Here is a 20,087-nt window from a genome sequence, read left to right on the forward strand (position 1 = left end):
CGGCACGTCTGAGCGACTAACAACCGGTTTGATACCAAGCCATTTCTGGATCGGAAGGCTTTGTCGCGGCAGCAGGATTTCGTTGCTCCTTGTGACGTCGACGGGTCCGCGGCCATCGCGTCCGAACATAACGATCATCTGAGAAACTGAGGGCGGGCTAATCCCTTTTGGGTAGGCACGATATCCCTATGGCCGGCTGTATCAGGCGTCACCCAGTTGGCAATATTGCCTGAGCCGAGGCTCGGCAATCACCGAGGGTGGCGACCGCTGCAATGCGTGCGCGCACTTGAAGCAGCTACGAGGCCTCCCATTGCCAGCACGGCTCGGATAGACCAGGTTTCGGGAATTGACGATGTTAGACAAGACGACGCAGATCTCACAGTACCCACGATTGGCGGAGATGAGATACCGGCTGGGGATGCGCAAGTCTTTTTGGCAGGAGTATCTCCACACTGGAGAGTGGGAACTGCGCGAACTGCACAACTACGTGCGCAGAGACGGCATTGCTCTCGACATCGGCGCCAGCTCCGGGGTCTATGCATATCATCTCAGTCGAATGGCTCGTTACGTTTATGCCTTCGAGCCGATTCCGGAAGTCGCCGAACGGATCCGCCGGTTGAGGATGAAGAATGTTGCGGTCGAGAATGTCGCGCTGTCGTCTCGGGAAGGTCGAACGAAGTTGCGAATTCCGCTCGTTTCTTCTCGCGGCGAGGATAAGGGCATGGCAAGCCTCGAAGCGCGCGTCGTCGCCGATGAGCGCCTCTCTCGGTCGATCGACGTTCCTCTGCGCCGGCTGGACAACTATGACTTCAAGAACATCTCCTTCATCAAGATCGACGTGGAAGGTCATGAGGAGGACGTGCTTGACGGAGGACGAGAAACCATCGCCCGCGAACGGCCCTGCTTGCTCATAGAGATCGAGGAACGGCACAATCCAGGCGGGCTTAGCCGGATTGATAAGAGCCTCTCCGATCTTGGCTACGAAGGGTTCTATTTTGAGCGCGGCAAGCGTCGGCCTGCCAGAACCTTCGACAATGCAAGCAATCGACTGCCGTCGCAGGCTTTCGAAACTGGGCACGAAAGCCGCAGGAGCCTTGCCTATATCAACAACTTTCTGTACTGCCCGACGGGGCGCAAGGTTTCGAATGACCATTGAAAGAGATCGCAAGAGAACATGCATCTAGCCTCTCCCGCTGGATAAGGCCCGCGGGCGGGTGCTTAACGCTCAGGCGCGTCGACGCCTGCAGGCGTGCGCAACGCAAGAACCAAGATAAGCAGTAGTCCCCTACTGCGCGCCCAGGAGTATCGCGCGGGCCCGGCGCTTATTCAGCATAGAGCAACCGTAAACGTGGGACGTTCATACTTCTCTCCCCACCAAGCCACGAAATGGCCTGCAGACATTCGATATAATGTCGCGGTCTTGATCGGTCGTAAGCAGACTCCATGCCGCGCCAGCAAAAAGCGTGAGGAATACCGAAACTTCAAACACTGTGAAAAAGAGGGTCCGGGCTTCGATCGGCTTCAACAAAAGCCACACCAGACCTGCTGTCGCAATTGCCACTGCAGTCACAGTCGCGACAGGCTTTCCGACCATCCGGATGCGAAACATGCTGCTAACCATGGCGAGGCGGGCCAAGTTTATCATCGCCATCGACGCAAAGCTCGCCAGCGCAGCGCCGAGTTGTCCAAAGAGCGGCACCAGCACCCAGCAGGCCACCACCGAAAGCAAGACGCCGCAGCCCAGGAGAATTGCTTCCCGGACGTGCCATCCTGTCATGGAAAGTGCAAATCCGCTGTAACCGAATATGGTCTGCAGAAATATTCTTGCTGCGACGAACGCAACCACGCTCGCATCGACCGCGAAGGTTGGCCCGAGCACTAAATCAATGCGATCCCCCCAAAAAAGGATGGCAGCGAATATAGGGGCCGAGACCAAAGTCATTCGGCGGATGTTCTCCGCCAGAAGGTGTTCCATGGCGGCGAAGTCGTTGTTGCGGTAGCACAGCGCGACGCGAGGCCCCAAGGTTTGCCCCAGCGCCTCTCCAATGAGACCGATGAGCTGTGCGATCATAAGGATCGCGGCGTATTGGCCGACGTCCTTCGCGCTCCCATAATGGCCAAGAAAGAGCGCGTCGGCGCTCCGGATCCAAACCACGAAAATGACCGAAGCGCACAAACTCGGGGAATATAGGAAAACCGATCGGACGTCCGCCCAATCTTGCCGATGAGGGATGCCGCTACCGCCCAGGTCCTTGCGCGCAACCAGGGCCAGCACCGCCCAGGACACGATGTAGGAGACGCTCGTCGCGACGACAACGGCCCACAGCCGAAATCCAAGGACAAGCATCCCGCCCATGATTATGAGGCGGATAGTCGGCTGCACCACGTAGTTCGCCAGCATGAAGGGGGCGGGATTCAATACCCCCCGATAAGCCCCTCCCAGCACGGCGATATCCGTCGCAAAAGGAAGCGCTATGAGCATCACAAGAAGGACATTCGCAAAATCCGGATAACGATAGATCGACTGCTCGACGTAGTCACCCAGCCCAACTGCCGCCAGCGCGGGAGGAATGGTTGCAAGACCGAAGGTAAGGAGCCGGAAGAATGTCAGCTGTCCGAGCCGCGTGGAAAGCCGTTCCGGCGCGGATCCCAGATGGCGTTGCAGCGCGAGATCCAACCCGAGCGGGCTGACAACGCTGCAGCTCTCCAGGACGCTACGAGCAACATTGAACATGCCGTACTGAGTTGCCCCGATCATTCGCGCGACCAGGATGCCGGCGGCGAAGCTCACAACCTTCGCGTAGGTTATTGCGGCCGCGTTAAGCGGCGCTCCCTTCAGGAGGGAATAGTAGGGAACTCCCCTTGTGGTCCGGCTGGCATCCATAACTGGAATATCCCTTCAAATACGACTGAGGTCAGGAACGATCGGCGCCTTGCCGAAGCGCTGCGAAATTCGAGCGGCGAGCGACGCGCAGGTAGAAGGGTCCCGTCGACGGTGAGCAGAACAATCCGCTTACGTTTCTGTGACCAGACAATTCCCTGATTGCACATCGACTCGATCCAATGAATGGCGCGCTGCCGCGCTGCCCCCTCCCCGCCCCGGATCTCCAGGTGCCGGTATGCAATTGATCTCTCCGACGCATCGTGGATGTCTTCACGTCAACCTCCGGCCCGCACGTCGGTAGTCTCGACGTCAACGCGAAATCCGGATTGGGCGATTTCTTGGGTCATCGCCGATCGCCTACCAAACTGCGCAATGGCCCGGTCTGCATTGTCGTCTGAAGATAGTTCATCATGGCAACACCGGCAACGCGCGCACATCATCCGTTTCCATGAGAAGCGAGCATCCTACGGGGTAATCCCAAAGGGTCCGCACATGGAGAGATTTTTCGATATGGTTCTCTCGCCCGCTCAGGGGCCAAATTTCGTAACCGCTTCGGTATGGGGATTGATGTCGACGGAGGACACGTGCCTGTAACCAAGATGAAAATCGCCATTCTCGTAGGCACTCGCCCGGAAATCATAAAAATGGCTCCGGTCATTCGCGAATGCCGGAGGCGTAATCTCGACTACTTGATCATTCACTCGAAGCAACATTACTCCGAGAGGCTCGACGGAATCTTTTTCGAAGAGCTCGATCTTCCCGCGCCGAAATACAATTTGAATGTCGGCTCCGGCGGTCACGCGAACCAAACGGGCCGCATTTTGATCGCGCTCGAGCCGATCTTAATCTCAGAGAAGCCCGACGTATTGCTCGTTCAAGGAGATACGAACACCGTGGTGGCCGGCGCTCTCGCCGCGCATAAGCTTCATATCAAGGTCGGGCATGTCGAGGCCGGATTGCGCTCGTTTGACCAAACGATGCCGGAAGAAAGCAACCGGATCATAGCCGATCATATTTCGGACTATCTTTTTGCCGTCACCGACTTGCAGGTCGGCTACCTGAAAAAAGAAGGACTTCCGGAGTCGAAGATCTTCAAGGTCGGAAACACGGTCGTCGATGCTCTACTTTCTCACCGCGCTAAAGCAGATAGAACCAGTCAGATTCTCTCCGAATTGAAATTACAAAAGAAGGGATATTATCTCCTTACGTCTCACCGTGCCGCGAACGTCGACGACCCGGACGCGTTGAAGGAAATCATCCAACTGATCTCGAAAATCCCGGGCCAAGCGTGCTGGCCCATCCACTATCGCACACAGAAGGTCCTCAAAGACAGCAAGATCGATCTGCCCAACAATCTGACCTGGACCGAGCCTGTCGGCTATTCGGATTTCCTGACTTTGCTTTCGAATTGCACGGCTGTCATTACTGATTCCGGTGGCGTCCAGGAAGAAGCTTGCATTCTCGGCGTTCCTTGCGTGACAATTCGCGATCGCACGGAACGACCCGAAACCGTCGATGTCGGCGCGAACGTTTTGGTGCACCGGGACGCGCAAGCGATGGTGGCGGCCCTCAATCGTCCGGTGCCCCCTTGGACGAATCCATTTGGAGACGGCCACACGGCTGAGAGAATTCTCGACATCGTCACGGGCCAACATGTACAGCCGGTCCAGCAAACACAGGACACCGTTTGCATTGCGGGCCTTGGCTATATGGGGCTTCCGACCTCGCTCTTGTTTGCGAACGCAGGCGTAACGGTTACCGGGTTTGATCTCAACGAGAAGAAGGTGAACGAAATTAACAGCGGCCGCTGCCCGTTTGAAGAAAACGGCATTCCGGAACTGTTGACGGCGGCCTTGAAGACCGGACACTTCAAGGCTCAGACGAGCCCTGCGGCGGCCGACGTTTTCGTCGTAGCCGTACCGACCCCGCACGAGAACAAGAAATGCGATTTGTCCTTCGTTCTTTCGGCCGTTCACAAACTGCTTCCCGTGATGAAAGACGGAAATCTTCTCATCATCGAATCCACGATCAAGCCGAAGACCTGTGAAGACATCATACTACCACTTCTCCAATCGGAACATCTGAGAATCGAGGTTGCGCATTGCCCGGAGCGCGCGATTCCCGGCAACACGCTGCACGAGATTGTGCACAATGACCGCATCATCGGCGCAACGTCGCCGGAAGCGGCACAGAGAGCGGAACGCCTCTATTCGACATTCACGAAGGGTGCGATTCACAAGACGACCCTCGTGACTGCGGAATGCGCAAAGCTCATGGAAAACACTTTCCGCGACGTCAACATCGCTTTGGCGAATGAATTTTCCCTGATTGCCGATAAGTTCAGGTTCGACATCTCGGCTGCGATTGAGCTCGCGAACAAACATCCGCGCGTCAACATTTTGCAGCCAGGAATCGGCGTCGGAGGCCACTGCATTGCCATCGATCCGTGGTTCTTGACCGAAGATATCAACAGCAATGGCGCTCTCATTCGAACGGCACGCGAGCTGAACGACGAGATGCCCAAGCACACCGCCGAGCGAATTCGAAACAAGATCGGCCCGGCCGCTAGGAGAGTCGGTATTTTGGGGGTGAGTTACAAGCCTGACGTCGATGATGCTCGCGAAACTCCCGCTTTGGAGATCGCACGGCTTCTCTCGGAACGATACGAAATCCGGTGCCATGACCCCTTCGTGAAAGCTTGGGAGCTCGAGCTATTTCCCCTCGAGGAGGTCGATGGATGGGCCGACGCCCTGGTGGTTCTTTCGAACCACAAGGTTTACCGATCCAAGCAGTTTCGCTCTCCACTGCTTTCATTTGACGCCTTGATCAACGCCGAGCGTCGCGGGATGGAATTCGGCCACAACCCTTCCGATCTGAAGCTCGCCAGCGTAGTGCCGTGCTCATCGGACAGCCTTCCGGACGAACGGCTGGCTCCCACGCCTATGCTGCGCGATGATGACCTTCCCGCAAAAACGGCGCGGCGGAACTAGCGCGACGCTGGTTCGAGAGGCAAGTGTTTGATGATCGGCGCGACCTCATTAATTTGAAGCCACGCGCCGGCGATGACCAGAATTTTCAGTTTTCAACCATGGATTTGACGCTCGGTCGCGAACTGTTGGATCATTTGCCGCAGTCAGCGCGAACGATGCCTTCCACTTCGCGAACGATGTCGCTCAAGGCGTTGCGGGCCCCGACGTCGGCCGCGGCGTTGCGAACGCGACGTTGAAGCAGGATCTTGTTTTGGACGTCGGCGCCGGTTTCGATGAGCACCATCTTGCCTTCTCTTTGCAAGTGGCGATCCACCGCGCCGCTTTTGCCGCGGAAAATGCTGTAAACCGGGATGCCCAGCGCAGCGGCTTCACGGTTCATAGTGCCACCACCGCTGACCACCAGATCCGAGTGCCAGAGCAAGTTCAGGCCATCGACGGCCTGTTTCGGCACGATGACCTTGTCGCCTTCGAACCAATTCGGCCAGTTGCTACGGATATGCGCTTCTTGCGCCTTGTTGCGCGGCAGCAAGACCACCTTCACCCCGCGCGCTCCCATCACGCGCTCCATGAACTCGATGAAGAACTTTTCGCTTTCGGGCTTGTGATAATGCGCTTCCGTCGCCGGCGGACGAACCGTGACGATGATCTCCTTATCGTTCAGATTGAGTTGCTTGCCGAGGAAGATGTCCGGCTTGAACTCCGGCGCATAAACATCCTCCTTGATGCCGCGATATTTGCGGATGCGTTCTTTCGACCTGGCGTGAAGGTTCTCGTTCAACAGGACTTCGGGAACGATTTCCCAACGTGGGGCTACGATCGCCGGCGTCTTGGAATGTTCGTAGTCCATGATCATCACCGTCGGGATGCGGAAGAGATTGCAGATGACGATCTGCGCGCGTGCGCCGTGGTTCAATCCCATGATCGGACGCTCTTTCAGCACGAAGCCGAGCAATTGCAGGCTGCGCCAGGCGAGGCCCCATGCCTTGAGGAAGCGGTTCTTGCCGTAGTGACGGCCGATTTTTTTGTAAGCCAATCCAAACTTGTCCGCCAACTCGCACACTTGAAACGCGTCGCGGGCGGTCAGCACTACCGTGTAGCCGCGTTGTTCCAGCTCGCGGATGATCGGCTTGAAAAACGGAACGTGCGGCGTGTTCTCCAGGTCGATCCAGATTTTCTTGCCGGCGCCGGTACGGCTGGCGGCAACGGCCGCGCCGAGGCGGACCTGGCCGGGTTCGACGGCATCGGCAACTAGTGGAGCGGGCATAGGTTTTGCCCGGTGAGACAGACAGCCATCGTCGTGCCGACGCAACCAAGACCGAAGACTGCAATTTTCATCCTAATCACCACCAGCATTACATTTGCTGCCAGCGTCGGCGGCTGCTCTGCCTTGGCAGGCCGGCGGCTACTTTTTTCAAAGCCCGTGCGATCCATCATCGGGACCTGAGACCCGGTATCAGAGTGTATTCTTTCATCCCAGCCGAGTTTCGACTTTTTTGGGCTACCTATTCTGGTTGTGGCGGGCTGAAGGGGTGCCGGACTGGCCGAAAAAGCGTGACCGCAATCGTTGCGGTCCGCCTCCGACTACACGCCAAAACGAAAGAGGTGCCCGTAATTGTCACGAAGTTCGGACAGGTATCGCCGAACCGCCACTCCAAGTCGGTATGAGACCGTCTCCGAAGCCGAGAAAGCATCCGGCAGTTCGTGATAGACGCAACGTATGTTCGCCGTACTGCCGGGCGGGATATCGACGATCACTCCAAGACATCCATCCATGTATTCGTGGGCGACGACCTCATGGTTGACCGTAACATTTTTCAAGGAGGCGATCTGCGGTTCTTGCTTCACAACCCGAATCCGTCGCGTCATCGCCTCAGCATTTTCGATAAGGAGTCGTTCAGCAAACATCTTCACTATGGTCGTTCCGCCGTCCGGCCTAATGCTGTAGCTGCGGTGAACGGCGTTCCCGAGAGTTCGCCAACAGAGTTTCCACCGCAAGGACGCAAGCCGTTCGAGGAACTCCGCGAGCTCGCTGCCATGGTCTCGGAAAATATCGTGGTGCCCTGCAATGAAGCACGGCTTGCCCAGGATGCCGTCAAAAGCAAAATTTTCAATACCATGATTGATGTACCGCCGGGTATAAATCGAGAATCCCCCATACCTGACGATGGCGACACTCCACAGGTCTGCAAGTATCGTTTGGTTCGATGCGCCATCGGCCGGTGCGACACCCGTGTTCACTGCCGCGAAGAAGCCGTTTCGCTTGAGGGCGGACACAGCCTCGGGCGAAAATAACCCTTGCGGGAAGACCATCACCTTTTCATGGTCAAGTGCGGTCTTATTGAGAAGGGATTGCATCCGACGCTTGGCGGTCCTCAGCCTTCTGTCCAGCACGCCGGCTGAACGGGCTGCAAATTCACTGCGGGTGTGATCGCAGCCGTGCACGCAAACTGATAGTTTTTCGCCGTTTTGCCGAAAGGCTGCAACGGTGTCGCGATTTGTTCGTTGCCAGTTCCATGGAATGAAGGCGATGGTCGTCGCGAACGTCCGCTTGTCGGCCAACTGCAATAGTTCGCCAAAATCGAGAAGGCCGTACTGTGGCCATAGAGGTGGATCGTCGATGATCAGACACGCATTTGTTTCGGAGGCGGTCCAGCAGACGTCGCGGAACGACCACTTCAGATACATCACGATCGGCACTGCACCGGCAAAGCGCTTCTTCACATCAAAGTAGGTCGCAACGCGTTCTCGAACGTCCATTATCGCCAGCGACGCATCGGCAAAAAAGCGTATGCCGGAATAGGCAAAGCCGACGAACAGGTGTCCCTCGGACGCGCCGATAATGCTCTGCAATTCGCAATCAGTTCGGATGACGAGCGCCGCATCCACGGCACCCGGCTCCGCCTGGATCCGTAGGCCCGACATTGGGCCGCACATGTCTGGAAACACATCAGTGACCGATACGGTTATTGGACGCGCATCAATGCCGCGGATGTCCGCGTCCGGGTCTCCGGTGATCTGGCGCAGCAGAGCGCGGCAGGGATCCACGGACTCAAATCCATAGACAAACACGGAGGCGGCCGCCGCCATCCAAGCCGGAAACGTTCCGGCTTTGCAGGACTGCAGGGCTTGGGCAAGGCAGCGCGCGGAAGTCAAGATGGAGAACTGCGGATGATCTGCCGTCAGCGACGTTACCTTGTCCTCGTTCGCTTCGCTGACCGTGAGCGCCGTCCATGGAATTCCGAAAAAATCCAGAATCTCCGCCAGGTTGCGATCGTCGGGCGATTGGGTGTCGCTGCGGAGCAAGAACGCGATCGAAGAGCCCGTGTCCATGGCGTCGTTCGTCCTCGGTTGTCGCATCGTTCCTCGGCAAGGCCAGCGGGTATCCTGCGGATCGTCCGCCATTTTGCTCCTCTTTGGACGAGTCCTATACGAAAGGTAGCCGGGTTTCCACTGAGGGACGTTGGAGCAATCGCTCTGGCGGCCAACAATGCGACCCAAAATTTCAAGGATCAAGACACGCAACAATTTGTCGCAACCCGTGCTGAAAAATCACTTGAGCGACAAGGCTTTAGATATCTGGCCGGCCGATCGATCACTCCGGCTATGGCCAAAGCTGCGATAACGTAGCGCGGGGGTATTCCAACCTGTGTACCCCAAAAGAGCGCAGATCATAATCCGTGTTCTACCTCAGCGCGCGCGCCCAATCGGCTATCTTGAATGAACGCACGTTCAGGGCCTTCAAACAAGGAGCCAACATGGCGAATAAGGACGCGGAAATTCCGACCGCGAACGGCAGCCCCTCGCTCGCCGTCATCGGTTGCGGCTACTGGGGTTCGAAACACATCCGCGTCAGTTGCGATATACGCGGCGCAAGGATGTCGATGGCCGTTGATCCACGCCCTGACAGATTGGAATATATCCGTTCGCAATATCCTTCTGTCGCCGTTTCGCGTGACATCGGCGCGGTACTGAATAACCCCTCGATAGACGGTGTCATTGTCGCCACCCCTGTGGAGACGCACTTTGAATTGGCGCGAGCGATACTTCAGGCCGGAAAGCACGCGCTCGTCGAAAAGCCGTTGGCCATGACGAGCGCGCAATGCCGCGAGTTGAACGCTATCGCCGAACAGCGCAAGCGCGTGCTGATGGTCGGGCATACATTCGAGTATCACCCGGCGGTTGGCGTCATGCGCCAGATGATCCAGAGCGGCTCTCTCGGCGAGCTCTACTACATTGATTCACGGCGCCTGAATCTCGGTCTCTACCGACAGGATGCCAATGTCCTTTGGGACCTGGCGCCGCACGATCTCTCGATCATCTTCTGTTTGCTCGAAGAAGTGCCGCAAACCATCGGCGCCTGGGGTTGCGCGCACGTACTGCCCAACGTTGAGGATGTCGTTTACGCCAAAATGGGCTTCAAGAGCGGCCCGACAGCCCACGTGCATGTTTCCTGGCTGGACCCGGTGAAGGTACGGCAGATTACCATCGTCGGAAGCGATGCGATGCTAGTGTTCGACGACGTGGCGCCGTCGGAGAAAGTGCGCGTGTACCAGAAGCGGTTCAGGCCGCGGATCGACGGCGACTCCTATGCCGACTTCCAGTCGGCCTATCATCACGGCGACGTTCACATACCTGCAATATCCAGCAGCGAACCACTGAAACTCGAGGTGCTCGACTTCGTCAACGCGATCGTGACCGGGGAACGGCCGCGCGCGGATGGAATGCACGGGCTGCGCGTTGTCGAAGCGCTCGAGCAGGCATCGGCCTGTCTACGGCTCAAGCACAACCAACGTAGCAACGGTAAGGATCAACGGATCTTTCGGCGGCGGAACATACCGGCTGGAGGTCCAGAAATTGCCGTCGCATGAAGCCACGCGACGGAAGATGACCGCGCGGGACTTCGGCAAGCGGGTGCTCGACGTCGCGATCAGCGTTCTCGCGATCGTGCCGTCGGCTCTCGTCTTCATGGTGGTGTGGGTGGCAATCCGTCTCGATAGTCCCGGGCCTGCCGTCTTTCGCCAACGTCGGATCGGACGTGACGAGAAACCGTTCAACTGCTTCAAATTCCGGACGCTCCGCCACAACGCCGACGAAAACGTTCATCGCGAGGCGATCCGGCGATTTTGGGCAAACGAAACCCTCTCGAACGACCCCGACGCCCCCTATAAGCTGACCGACGACCCTCGCGTTACGCGCGTGGGACGGTGGCTGCGCAGAACCAGCCTCGACGAGTTGCCTCAAATCCTCAACGTATTGCGGGGCGAAATGAGCATCGTCGGTCCACGGCCGGCGATTCCTTACGAACTCGAACACTTCCGCGACTGGCACCATAAGCGCCACATTGTGAAGCCCGGAATAACCGGAATTTGCCAGGTGCGCGGTCGAGGTCGAGTCAGCCCCGAGGTAATGCTCGAGATGGACGTCGAATATGCAATGAACTGGACCTTGTGGACCGACCTGAAGTTGATTGCCCTGACGTTTCCCGCAGTGCTGCGGGGGCACGGTGCCCGATGACGTTTTCAAGAAACAAAGACGAATTCTCGCGAGGTTCAAAGATGCACATTCCGTTCGTCGATCTCAAAGCGCAATATGAGACACTAAAAGACGAGGTCGCCGAAGCAATTCGGGGCGTCCTCAACTCCGCGCAGTTCATAGGCGGTGAGGCGCTTGCCTCGTTCGAAAGAGATTTCGCTGCCTATTGCCAGGTGCGCCATGCGCGCGGTGTGGCGAACGGCACGGACGCGCTTCATCTCGCGCTTCGGGCTTTGGGGATTGGTCCTGGCGACGAAGTGATTACGACCGCCCATACCTTCATCGCCACCGCGGCCGCCATCGTGGCGACGGGAGCGCGGCCCGTGTTCGTCGATATCGATCCGGTCACCTACACGATCGATCCCAAGATGACCGAGCGCGCGGTAACGGATCGGACAAAAGCGATCATCGCAGTCCACCTCTTCGGGCAACCGGCGGACATGGGTCCAATCAAGGATATCGCGCGGCGACGCGGGCTCTATGTACTGGAAGACGCAGCCCAGGCGCACGGCGCGGAATATCAGGGGGTCCGTACTGGGGCGCTCGGCGATGTCGCATGTTTCTCGTTTTATCCAGGGAAGAATCTCGGGGCCTATGGTGACGGCGGAGCGGTCACCACCAATAATGCCGCGATCGCCGAGAGGATCGAACGACTGCGTGACCACGGTCGAACCACCCACTACAGCCACGCCGAGATTGGGTTCAACAGCCGGCTAGACGCTTTGCAGGCGGTCGTCTTGCAGATCAAGCTCCGGCGTCTGGATGAATGGAACGCCAATCGGCGGCGCGCCGCGGAGTGGTACGCCGCGGACCTAGCGCAGTCGGGGATCAAGACGCCGTTTGTTCGAAAGGGGTCGACGCATGTCTACCATTTGTATGTGATCGCAACGGACGATCGTGACGCAATGCGTGCCAAGCTCGACGAGGCCGGCGTGGCGACCGGGATCCACTATCCGTTGCCGCTCCACCTGCAGCCTGCTCTCGCCCATCTCGACTACAGACCGGGTGATTTGCCGTGCTGCGAAGCGATGGCCGCGCAATCACTGTCCCTGCCCATGTTTCCCGAGATCTCACGCGATCAGGTGCGCCGCGTCGCCGCGATTGCGGCCGCTGCGGCCGAGCAGGACGGTCATGAGAAATCGTGGCGGAATCCAACGTATGTGCCCGCCGCGCTGAGCGCCGATGCAGGGAAGGAGTTGCGATGAATCGAGTCAGTGCGTGGGCTGTGGTCGAGACCAAGACGATTGGCGCGGACGTGACGATCGCCGAGTTCGCCGTGGTGCGGCCTGATGTTACGATTGGCAATCGGGTGATCATTCACCCGCATGTCGTGATTGAGAGCGGCGCAAGAATCGGGGACAACGTGGAAATCTTTCCGGGAGCCTATATCGGCAAGGCGCCCAAGGGAGCCGGCGCGTTGTCGCGCGCGCCGCACTTCGAGGCGTGGGTCGATATCGGCGCCGACTGTTCTATCGGACCGAACGCGGTCGTTTTCTACGACGTCTCGGTCGGCGCGGGGACGCTCATCGGTGACGGTGCCTCGATCCGTGAACAATCGCGGATCGGCTCGAAGACTGTCATCGGACGTTACGTCACGGTCAATTACAACACGCGAATTGGCGATCGCGTCCGGGTGCAGGATCACACCTGGCTGGCAGGGAATATGACGGTCGAGGATGACGTGTTCATCTCCGGCTGCGTCGGCACTTCGAACGACAATGCGATCGGGCGCAACGGTTACGACGGTTCGCCCATGCTAGGACCCAATATCGCGCGCGGCGCGGCGATCGGCTTGGGAGCCAACCTGCTGCCAGGCGTCAGAGTGGGCGTTGGGGCCGTCGTCGGCGCCGGCGCGGTGGTGACGAAGGACGTGCCCGACGGTGCACTCGTGATGGGCGTCCCGGCGGGGATCCGACGGCAGCTCAACGGGGCTAGCGGCGCAGACCAGTGACTCTATGGCCGTTCAAGGGGAACACCAGTCGTGAGGATCCTCTGCGTCACCAATATGTATCCGAGTCCGCACAGACCGGGCTCCGGGGCTTTCGTGTGCCAGCAGGTAGAGCAGTTGCGTCGGTCCGGACACACGGTCGACGTCATCGATATTCTCGGATCCCAGTCCAAGATGAATTATCTGAGGGGCACTCTCGATGTCATGCGAATGACGAGCGCAGTGGCATACGACATCGTCCATGCGCATTATGGTTATTCGGCATACCCTGCGATGTTTCGGTTGCGGGCACCGCTGGTCATCACGCTGCACGGGACCGATGTACTTGGAACGAGTCTCTTTGAACGGCTGAGCACGAGGGCTGTGTCGCGTTTCGCCGATGCCATCATCGTCGTTTCTGAGGCGCTGCGGAAACGAATTCCCGGAATAGTGATTCCCTGCGGGGTCGATCTCGGCGTGTTCAAGCCGTACGATCGTGACAAAGCGCGAGCGCGGCTGGGGTGGCGGAAAGACAAGCATATTGTTCTATTTCCGTTTGATCCAGCGCGCCCCGAGAAGAGATACGATCTGGCAAGAGCGTCAGTCGAACGCCTCGTGCAGGATGGCATTGACGCGGAGTTGATGACGGTCGTCAACATGCCGAACAGCGAAATGCCGTGGTGCTACAGCGCGGCCGATGCCCTGCTTCTCTGCTCGGACTATGAGGGGTCGCCGACCTCAATCAAGGAAGCTCTCGCGTGCAATCGTCCGGTGGTGGCGACCGACGTCGGCGACATTGGCGAGCTGTTAAGCGGCATCGCGGGAACACGGATCTGTCCGCAGGACGCCCGAACGATTGCCCGCAACCTTCAAGAGGCTTTTGAATGGTCGCGGAGCGGCGAGTTCCGGGGACGAGCGGCAATGGCAAGATATGACCAAGCGCTCACCGTGGAGAAGATCGTCGGGGTGTACACCGACGTCGTCTCCAACTTCAGGGCAAGGGCGGTGGATAGGCGTTTGCTGCGGAGCGAATGACGACGATGCGCCGGCATGGGCTTTCATTGGGGTTTGAGGGTTCGGCGATGCGGAAACTGGCGTTTCTGGCATTGCGTTTGACGTTGCTTCCGTTCGTTCTTCGGGAGGTATTCCAGCGCAACAAGGTCACGATTCTCGTCTATCACGCTCCAACGCCACAGATCTTCGATGCGCAAATCGGCGTTCTCAGGCGCCTCTACAACATTGTCCCTTTGTCGGCCTATGTCGAGGCAAGACGGACGAACGATTTCAGCAAGCTGCCGCCAAAGGCATTGATCGTTACCCTTGATGATGGATACAGCAGCAACTTCGCCTTGAAGGACGTCCTCGAGCATCACAACATCCCGGTTACGATCTTCGTCTGCAGCGGTCTCATCGGCACGCAGCGAAGATTCTGGTTTCTGCACGAGAGGGCATCGGCGATCGTTCAACGGCTGAAGATTGTACCTGACGACGAACGCCTCACGACCCTGCGCCGGACCGGCTTCGAGGAGGTGGAAGAGTTCGATGACCGGCAGGTACTTTCCGTTGCCGAAATCAGACGCCTGAACGGCAGGGTGGATTTCCAATCCCATACCGTCTCCCACCCAATCCTGCCACGCTGCTCGGCGGAGAAGGCAGAGGCCGAGGTAGCAGAATCGAGATCCGATCTCGAGACCACGCTCGGACACGAAGTGTACGCGCTGGCCTACCCGAACGGTGATTATTCCGAACGAGAAATACGGCTGGCGGAGAGAGCGGGTTATAGCTGCGCGTTGACCCTCGATCGCGGCTTCAATACCAAGACGACTCCGCTCTTCACGTTGCGCCGGACCTGCATCCCGGACGATGCGGACCAACACGAACTGCTCGTCAAGGCGAGCGGTCTGTGGGGAGAAATCAAAGCTCTCCTCAATGCGTCAAGGAGAAAGGTACGTGACGCGGAGGCACATTCCTGACGCCTCGGACAGATCGAAGCCGACCGCCGCAACGCGCAGCTCGGCTCCGGATCTTTCGCTGAGGCACCCAAGAGGCATGACGATGACCCCGATCCATCCCTTGTCGTCTTCTTCAAGGGGATATCACTAGGTTTCGATACCTGGCGGCTTGAATGTCGTTGGTCGTCGGCGCGCGATAGAGTCCGTATTCCCAGTGGCTCTCCCCTCCGTACCCCAGAGGACCTTGGTAATTCAGGATTTGCGCCCCATCTCGGAATACAACGGCCGTGCCCTTCGCAAAATTCACGCGGATATCCATCGCGTAATAACGGTCTCGCTGGATTGGATTTGGATCCAAATAAACCACGTGCTCGGTCTTGTCGGTTGCCCAGCGCACATCAATTGCCATGTGGTCGCGTCTCATCTCAACTGCAAACGGTGGTGAGCAACACACAGACCAAAGCTGGCCAATCACCATCCATCGAGCAGTGTTTACGCCTCCGGATTCCATCATGAACTCGTACGCTAAGTGCACGTCGGCATCGACCGGAAAGTGAGAAACACCTTCAATTTCTGAGCGCTCGCTCTGACCGCCGGTCACCTGGGATTCTTTAGAATGGACCTCAAAGCGGAGAGTCTGGCTGTCAGGGTTCGTGAGATTGTAGGGTTGGCCAGCATTGTCCACCAAGAAGAGGTGACCATCCACGTAAAATCTCGAGCCGTTGGCGCCTGAAAAAGACGTCACGTTAGGAGCAGGAGTCGTTGGTGAGGAGCCAGGTGAATGGCTTGGGGACGACGCTGGGCTCGGAGAAGATGATGGGGTCGGAGTGGCCGTCGGAACCAACAAAAATGTAAATAGCCCGAGAGGAATGACGCAAATCGGAACGCCAAGAGCGGCTTTCCATAAAGAGCACATGGACGCTTTCATAGATCCTCTCTGCTTATGCGCCCATCGCCTTTTGCGCCGGATGTCGACCTCTCGACGGTGCAGAAGTCGATCTCGATGCAGCCGTCACTCAGGATGCGCTCGAGAGCGATGCGCCTGGATGCGGTACAGTGGATCGTCGTGACATGTGTCGTAGGACGGGAGGGTCCTGCTCCGACATCGAGCATCGCCTTGCCTCTGGAAACGATCCTTCGAAGAGGTCGTTCACATAGAACCGATGATTGCCGCGGGGCATTCCGCGCTTCGCGTTGTTGAAGTAACGGAGTTCGGATCGACGTATGACACCTTCCTCGCCGATTTATCTTTTCGGCACTGGCGGCCAAGGTGGGCCTTCCCACTCTACCACTCGCAAGATAGCGGTGAACGACTTGGCTGCTCGGCGAGCCAAATCATTAGTGGTACCCCGACTCCCGAGCCGCTCATATCGAGAATTCTGGTGGCCTCACCCCTGGACCGCGGCGGTTTGATACCGAACAAGCGCGGCGGCTCGCCGCTCTCGCCGAAAAGCACATGCCGCAACTGCAGCAAAATTCCGGGTCTCGACGGCGCGAACGGCCTTGCGAATTGCGCCTTGTAAGGACGAATCACACGCTACGCGGCGCCTCACCCGCAATACCCGCAACATTTGCCAGCGTCGCTGGCGAGCTCGGAGCGAGAAAACGAGGTCATTCACAACGACGCGCACATACGTTGGTATTATCAGTGGAAACCTATGGTGCAGCCCTCCAGGCAGCATCTCCCGAAATCAGCTGCAATTGCAGGGACATGCCGCAAGTGCCACAGGCGCGCCGCATTTGCAGTTTCGAACTTTTGCCTTACTCGCTTATTTTTTTGGCCACACTCGCTCATTAACCAACCGTTCATCAGCAGTTGGGGGGCACCCTTAATCCCACTGCTATGGAATCTGTTCGCAACGCCAAACGCTTGCGAGCACGTGGTATGTCGTGCGCCATCGCGTGCGCGGCAGTGGAATTCCCTTGTCAACCTCAAAGAGAATCTCTGTAACTCGGAGGCCTGAAATTGGATACGACCGGTACAATCACGAGCTTTACGTCCACACCGAACAGCATCCTTAATATCGGGGGCGATACCTACAGGGTAGAGACGGCAGGAAAGAGCTATAGCCTGACCAGTCCTGACGCCCAAACCCTACGCTTCGAAATTCGACCGGGCGATCAATGGCAATACGATGCCGGACACCCTGTTGATCGGGCCGATATTGACGGGTCCGCAAACCAGAATGATGTCATCCCGGCGGGTACGCCCATCAACCTAAACTATCAGTTTATGGTGGAGCCCAATGGCCCGAATGGGACTTTTACAAACACGGCATCATGGTTTGTCACCGGACAAATGCATAGTGCTGACTGGATCACCGGTGTAGGCACCTCGCCTCCATTCGCGATCCAGCTTGCTGGTGACCACCTGCAGGTTGTTGCGCGCTATGACTCGCCCGGCGGGAATCCAAGCAACTCGTCCAGCGATCTTCATATGCTGACGCTGTGGACCGATCCCAATCCCATCACGCCTGGTCAGTATAACAACATCAGCATCCAGGCCAACGTCTCCAACAGCGGCGGCGGATATCTGCACGTCTCGATCAACGGCACCCAGGTTGTAAATTACAATGGACCCCTGGGCTTTGGCGAACCCACCTATTGGGAGCAGGGACTCTATCGGTCGTCGTCATCCGAGACGGTTGCCGCCGATTATCGAAATTTGACGATAACAACCGGATCGGCAGCGTCGACGACGCCCTCTACCCCGTCGGCCCCCAGCAGCCCGACGACGCCGACCACTCCAACGGTTACGCCAGCGGTGACGCAGGCGACCGCGTCTCCGGCAACGGGGATCGAGCATGCGGGCGATACCGTCACCTTGACGCTCGGCTTCAACAAGGCCGTGACCGTGACGGGCACGCCGACGCTGAAGCTCAATGACGGTGGAACCGCGACCTATGTCAGTGGTTCGGGAACGGGCACGCTGACCTTCAAGACGACAGTTGCCTCGACCGACACCAACACCTCGGCGCTCGCCATCACCGGGGTCAATCTCCCCAGCGGCGCGAGCATCAAGGATGCATCCGGTGTTGCGGCGAACCTCTCTGGCGCGGTGAAGACGTTCACGGGGTTGCAGATCGATCCGATCCTGCCAGCGGTCACGCAGGCGACGGCCTCCCCGGGTACCGGCACCCAACTGGTCGGTGACACGATCACCCTGACCCTCGGCTTCAATGAGGCCGTGACGGTGACAGGGACGCCGAAGCTGGCGCTCAACGACGGCAACACCGCTACCTATGTGGGCGGCTCCGGGACGGGTACGCTCACCTTCAAGACGACTGTCGCGTCGACCGACACCAATGTGTCCTCGCTCGCCATCACCGGGGTCAATCTTCCGAGCGGTGCAAGCATCAAGGATTCGTCCGGTGTTGCGGCCAATCTCTCGGGCGCAGTGAAGACCTTCACAGGCCTGCAGATCGATCCGCCGACATCGACGACTCCGAGCACACCTACAACTCCGAGCGCACCTACGACTCCGACCACGCCGACGACCCCGTCGACTCCGTCGGTGACCAAGCCGGTCCTCACGATCGCGGATAAATCGCTCTCGGTGGCCGGACGCGGCGGGAAGGTCGACCTCGGGACCAAGGTGACGACAACGGACTCCAACGATCACGTGACTGTAAACATCACGGGGTTGCCGAGGTACGAGACGATCACCGACAAGCTCGATGGCAAGACCTTCCATGGAAGCAACATCACCTTGACGGCCGCAGAGGTCGACAGCGGACTGACGCTGCATTCGTACTACCGCGGGGGTGGTCATCCGGTGGCAACGCTCACGCTGACTGCAAGTGCGAAGGATCCGACCACCGGCGCGGTTTCGACGGCCTCGCCGCAGACCATCACCGTGACGGATCCACGACCGGCCACGACCACGGCGTCACACCATAAGCATACCGTGACGCATCATCATGCCGGCACTACGACCGCCGCGAGCACCACGACCACAACGTCGCACAAGAGCACCGTGACGGATCATGTGACCAACGTCACCACGCCCGCCACGACCACCACGTCGCAGCAGACGAGCCACGTCACGGATCTTCAGCATGCGAACACAGCGAACACGGGATCGTTGGCAAGCCGGGCCTTCGCGCTGCTCCAGCAGCACATGGAACCGAGCACCCTGGCAACGACCTCGCAGCAGCCGAACGTCGTGGCGGATCATCCGGTTGCGAGCGGCGCGACGACGGCGTCCCTGGCGAGCCAGAGCTTTGCACTGCTGAACCAGTACCTGGCCGGCCACTCCGGCCGGGTGGATGCCGGACAGATCGTCGCGGCCGTGTCGCAGGCGACCGGTTGGGGGCAGGAATCGTTGCTGGCCAGACCGCAACATTAGTGCCCGGCCGCACCCAGGCACGACGCCTGGGTGCGGCACCGTCAATGTTTGTGAATGCATGAGAAGGAACATCGTACGCGGTCGGTAGCCGCGAAGGGTTGAGTAAAAAAAATGGCGATCCAGAATGGAAATGCCCATGCCGCAGATCTCGGGCTTCGAGCCCTGGCTCTGTTCCTGCGTCTTCATGGCGTGAACGCCGAGCCCGACCAGCTCCGCGACCGCTGCGGGGAAAGCGCAATCAGCATCCGCGCGATGCTCCGCTGCGCCGGCGATTTCGGACTCAAGGTCCGTTCACGCACGACAGATTGGAAACGACTCGCAAGCATCGGCTTGCCCGGAATCGCGGCGCTGCGTGACGGCGGATTTCTGCTGCTCGGGAAGGTCGACGACGACGCAGCGCTCGTACTGCACCCGACCTCGTCACACCCCAGGCTGATGCCGCGTGCAGAATTTG

Annotated in this window: 13 protein-coding genes and 1 pseudogene; 10 read left to right on the forward strand and 4 right to left on the reverse strand. The window is 58.5% G+C overall.

Annotated elements, in window-relative coordinates; genetic code table 11:
- Positions 1-352: 352 nt before the first annotated feature.
- The gene (locus ACV1FX_RS13555; protein ID WP_473118057.1) at positions 353-1,156 is read left to right on the forward strand and encodes an FkbM family methyltransferase; all 804 of its coding nucleotides are present in this window, start codon (positions 353-355) and stop codon (positions 1,154-1,156) included.
- 201 nt (positions 1,157-1,357) lie between these two features.
- On the opposite strand, the gene ACV1FX_RS13560 is transcribed toward ACV1FX_RS13555, so the two are convergent.
- A complete protein-coding gene (locus tag ACV1FX_RS13560) occupies positions 1,358-2,884 on the reverse strand; it encodes a lipopolysaccharide biosynthesis protein (RefSeq protein ID WP_473118058.1) in 1,527 nt (508 codons plus the stop codon).
- A gap of 584 nt (positions 2,885-3,468) precedes the next feature.
- On the opposite strand from ACV1FX_RS13560, the gene wecB reads away from it, so the two are divergent.
- On the forward strand, positions 3,469-5,874 hold the full coding sequence (gene wecB / locus ACV1FX_RS13565; RefSeq protein ID WP_473118059.1) for a non-hydrolyzing UDP-N-acetylglucosamine 2-epimerase: 2,406 nt from the start codon (positions 3,469-3,471) through the stop codon (positions 5,872-5,874).
- A 130-nt stretch (positions 5,875-6,004) separates the two neighbouring features.
- Here wecB and ACV1FX_RS13570 read toward each other — a convergent pair whose 3' ends face one another.
- Both ACV1FX_RS13570 and ACV1FX_RS13575 read right to left on the reverse strand, forming a co-directional pair.
- On the reverse strand, positions 6,005-7,183 hold the full coding sequence (locus tag ACV1FX_RS13570; protein WP_473118060.1) for a DUF354 domain-containing protein: 1,179 nt from the start codon (positions 7,181-7,183) through the stop codon (positions 6,005-6,007).
- Positions 7,184-7,455: 272 nt separating this feature from the next.
- Positions 7,456-9,276, reverse strand: a complete 1,821-nt coding sequence (locus tag ACV1FX_RS13575) for a hypothetical protein (protein ID WP_473118061.1) — start codon at positions 9,274-9,276, stop codon at positions 7,456-7,458.
- Positions 9,277-9,629: 353 nt separating this feature from the next.
- On the opposite strand from ACV1FX_RS13575, the gene ACV1FX_RS13580 reads away from it, so the two are divergent.
- From ACV1FX_RS13580 to ACV1FX_RS13605, 6 genes are read left to right on the forward strand one after another with little or no spacing between them, the layout of a single operon-like run.
- Complete coding sequence (locus tag ACV1FX_RS13580) at positions 9,630-10,742, forward strand: Gfo/Idh/MocA family protein (protein WP_473118062.1); 1,113 nt, start codon at positions 9,630-9,632, stop codon at positions 10,740-10,742.
- A 16-nt stretch (positions 10,743-10,758) separates the two neighbouring features.
- Positions 10,759-11,388, forward strand: coding sequence for a sugar transferase (locus ACV1FX_RS13585; RefSeq protein ID WP_473118063.1), 630 nt, complete (start codon positions 10,759-10,761; stop codon positions 11,386-11,388).
- A gap of 41 nt (positions 11,389-11,429) precedes the next feature.
- Entirely contained in the window at positions 11,430-12,611 is a 1,182-nt protein-coding gene (locus ACV1FX_RS13590; protein ID WP_473118064.1) for a DegT/DnrJ/EryC1/StrS family aminotransferase, read from the forward strand.
- The gene (locus ACV1FX_RS13595; RefSeq protein ID WP_473118065.1) at positions 12,608-13,357 is read left to right on the forward strand and encodes a hypothetical protein; all 750 of its coding nucleotides are present in this window, start codon (positions 12,608-12,610) and stop codon (positions 13,355-13,357) included. The genes ACV1FX_RS13590 and ACV1FX_RS13595 overlap by 4 nt, the downstream gene beginning before the upstream one ends.
- Before the next feature lie 54 nt (positions 13,358-13,411).
- Positions 13,412-14,368 carry a glycosyltransferase gene (locus ACV1FX_RS13600; protein ID WP_473118193.1) on the forward strand — a complete coding sequence of 319 codons (957 nt, stop codon included), beginning with the start codon at positions 13,412-13,414 and terminating at the stop codon, positions 14,366-14,368.
- Complete coding sequence (locus tag ACV1FX_RS13605) at positions 14,365-15,306, forward strand: polysaccharide deacetylase family protein (protein ID WP_473118066.1); 942 nt, start codon at positions 14,365-14,367, stop codon at positions 15,304-15,306. Before ACV1FX_RS13600 ends, ACV1FX_RS13605 begins: the two co-directional genes overlap by 4 nt.
- Before the next feature lie 112 nt (positions 15,307-15,418).
- Here ACV1FX_RS13605 and ACV1FX_RS13610 read toward each other — a convergent pair whose 3' ends face one another.
- Positions 15,419-15,991, reverse strand: coding sequence for a heparin lyase I family protein (locus ACV1FX_RS13610; RefSeq protein WP_473118067.1), 573 nt, complete (start codon positions 15,989-15,991; stop codon positions 15,419-15,421).
- Positions 15,992-17,251: 1,260 nt separating this feature from the next.
- Here ACV1FX_RS13610 and ACV1FX_RS13615 point away from each other — a divergent pair.
- Positions 17,252-19,633, forward strand: coding sequence for a heparin lyase I family protein (locus ACV1FX_RS13615; RefSeq protein WP_473118068.1), 2,382 nt, complete (start codon positions 17,252-17,254; stop codon positions 19,631-19,633).
- A 111-nt stretch (positions 19,634-19,744) separates the two neighbouring features.
- Positions 19,745-20,059 (forward strand): annotated as a pseudogene (locus ACV1FX_RS13620) (cysteine peptidase family C39 domain-containing protein); the annotation flags it as partial.
- Positions 20,060-20,087: the final 28 nt, after the last annotated feature.

It is taken from the genome of Bradyrhizobium ingae (assembly GCF_055791185.1).

Bases quoted from the DNA above. Each gene is read 5' to 3' on its own strand.
- ACV1FX_RS13555 (WP_473118057.1), top strand. From the start codon at position 353: ATGTTAGACAAGACGACGCAGATCTCACAGTACCCACGATTGGCGGAG.
- ACV1FX_RS13580 (WP_473118062.1), top strand. From the start codon at position 9,630: ATGGCGAATAAGGACGCGGAAATTCCGACCGCGAACGGCAGCCCCTCG.
- ACV1FX_RS13590 (WP_473118064.1), top strand. From the start codon at position 11,430: ATGCACATTCCGTTCGTCGATCTCAAAGCGCAATATGAGACACTAAAA.
- ACV1FX_RS13560 (WP_473118058.1), bottom strand. From the start codon at position 2,884: ATGGATGCCAGCCGGACCACAAGGGGAGTTCCCTACTATTCCCTCCTG.
- ACV1FX_RS13585 (WP_473118063.1), top strand. From the start codon at position 10,759: ATGACCGCGCGGGACTTCGGCAAGCGGGTGCTCGACGTCGCGATCAGC.
- ACV1FX_RS13605 (WP_473118066.1), top strand. From the start codon at position 14,365: ATGACGACGATGCGCCGGCATGGGCTTTCATTGGGGTTTGAGGGTTCG.
- ACV1FX_RS13595 (WP_473118065.1), top strand. From the start codon at position 12,608: ATGAATCGAGTCAGTGCGTGGGCTGTGGTCGAGACCAAGACGATTGGC.
- ACV1FX_RS13575 (WP_473118061.1), bottom strand. From the start codon at position 9,276: ATGGCGGACGATCCGCAGGATACCCGCTGGCCTTGCCGAGGAACGATG.
- ACV1FX_RS13600 (WP_473118193.1), top strand. From the start codon at position 13,412: ATGTATCCGAGTCCGCACAGACCGGGCTCCGGGGCTTTCGTGTGCCAG.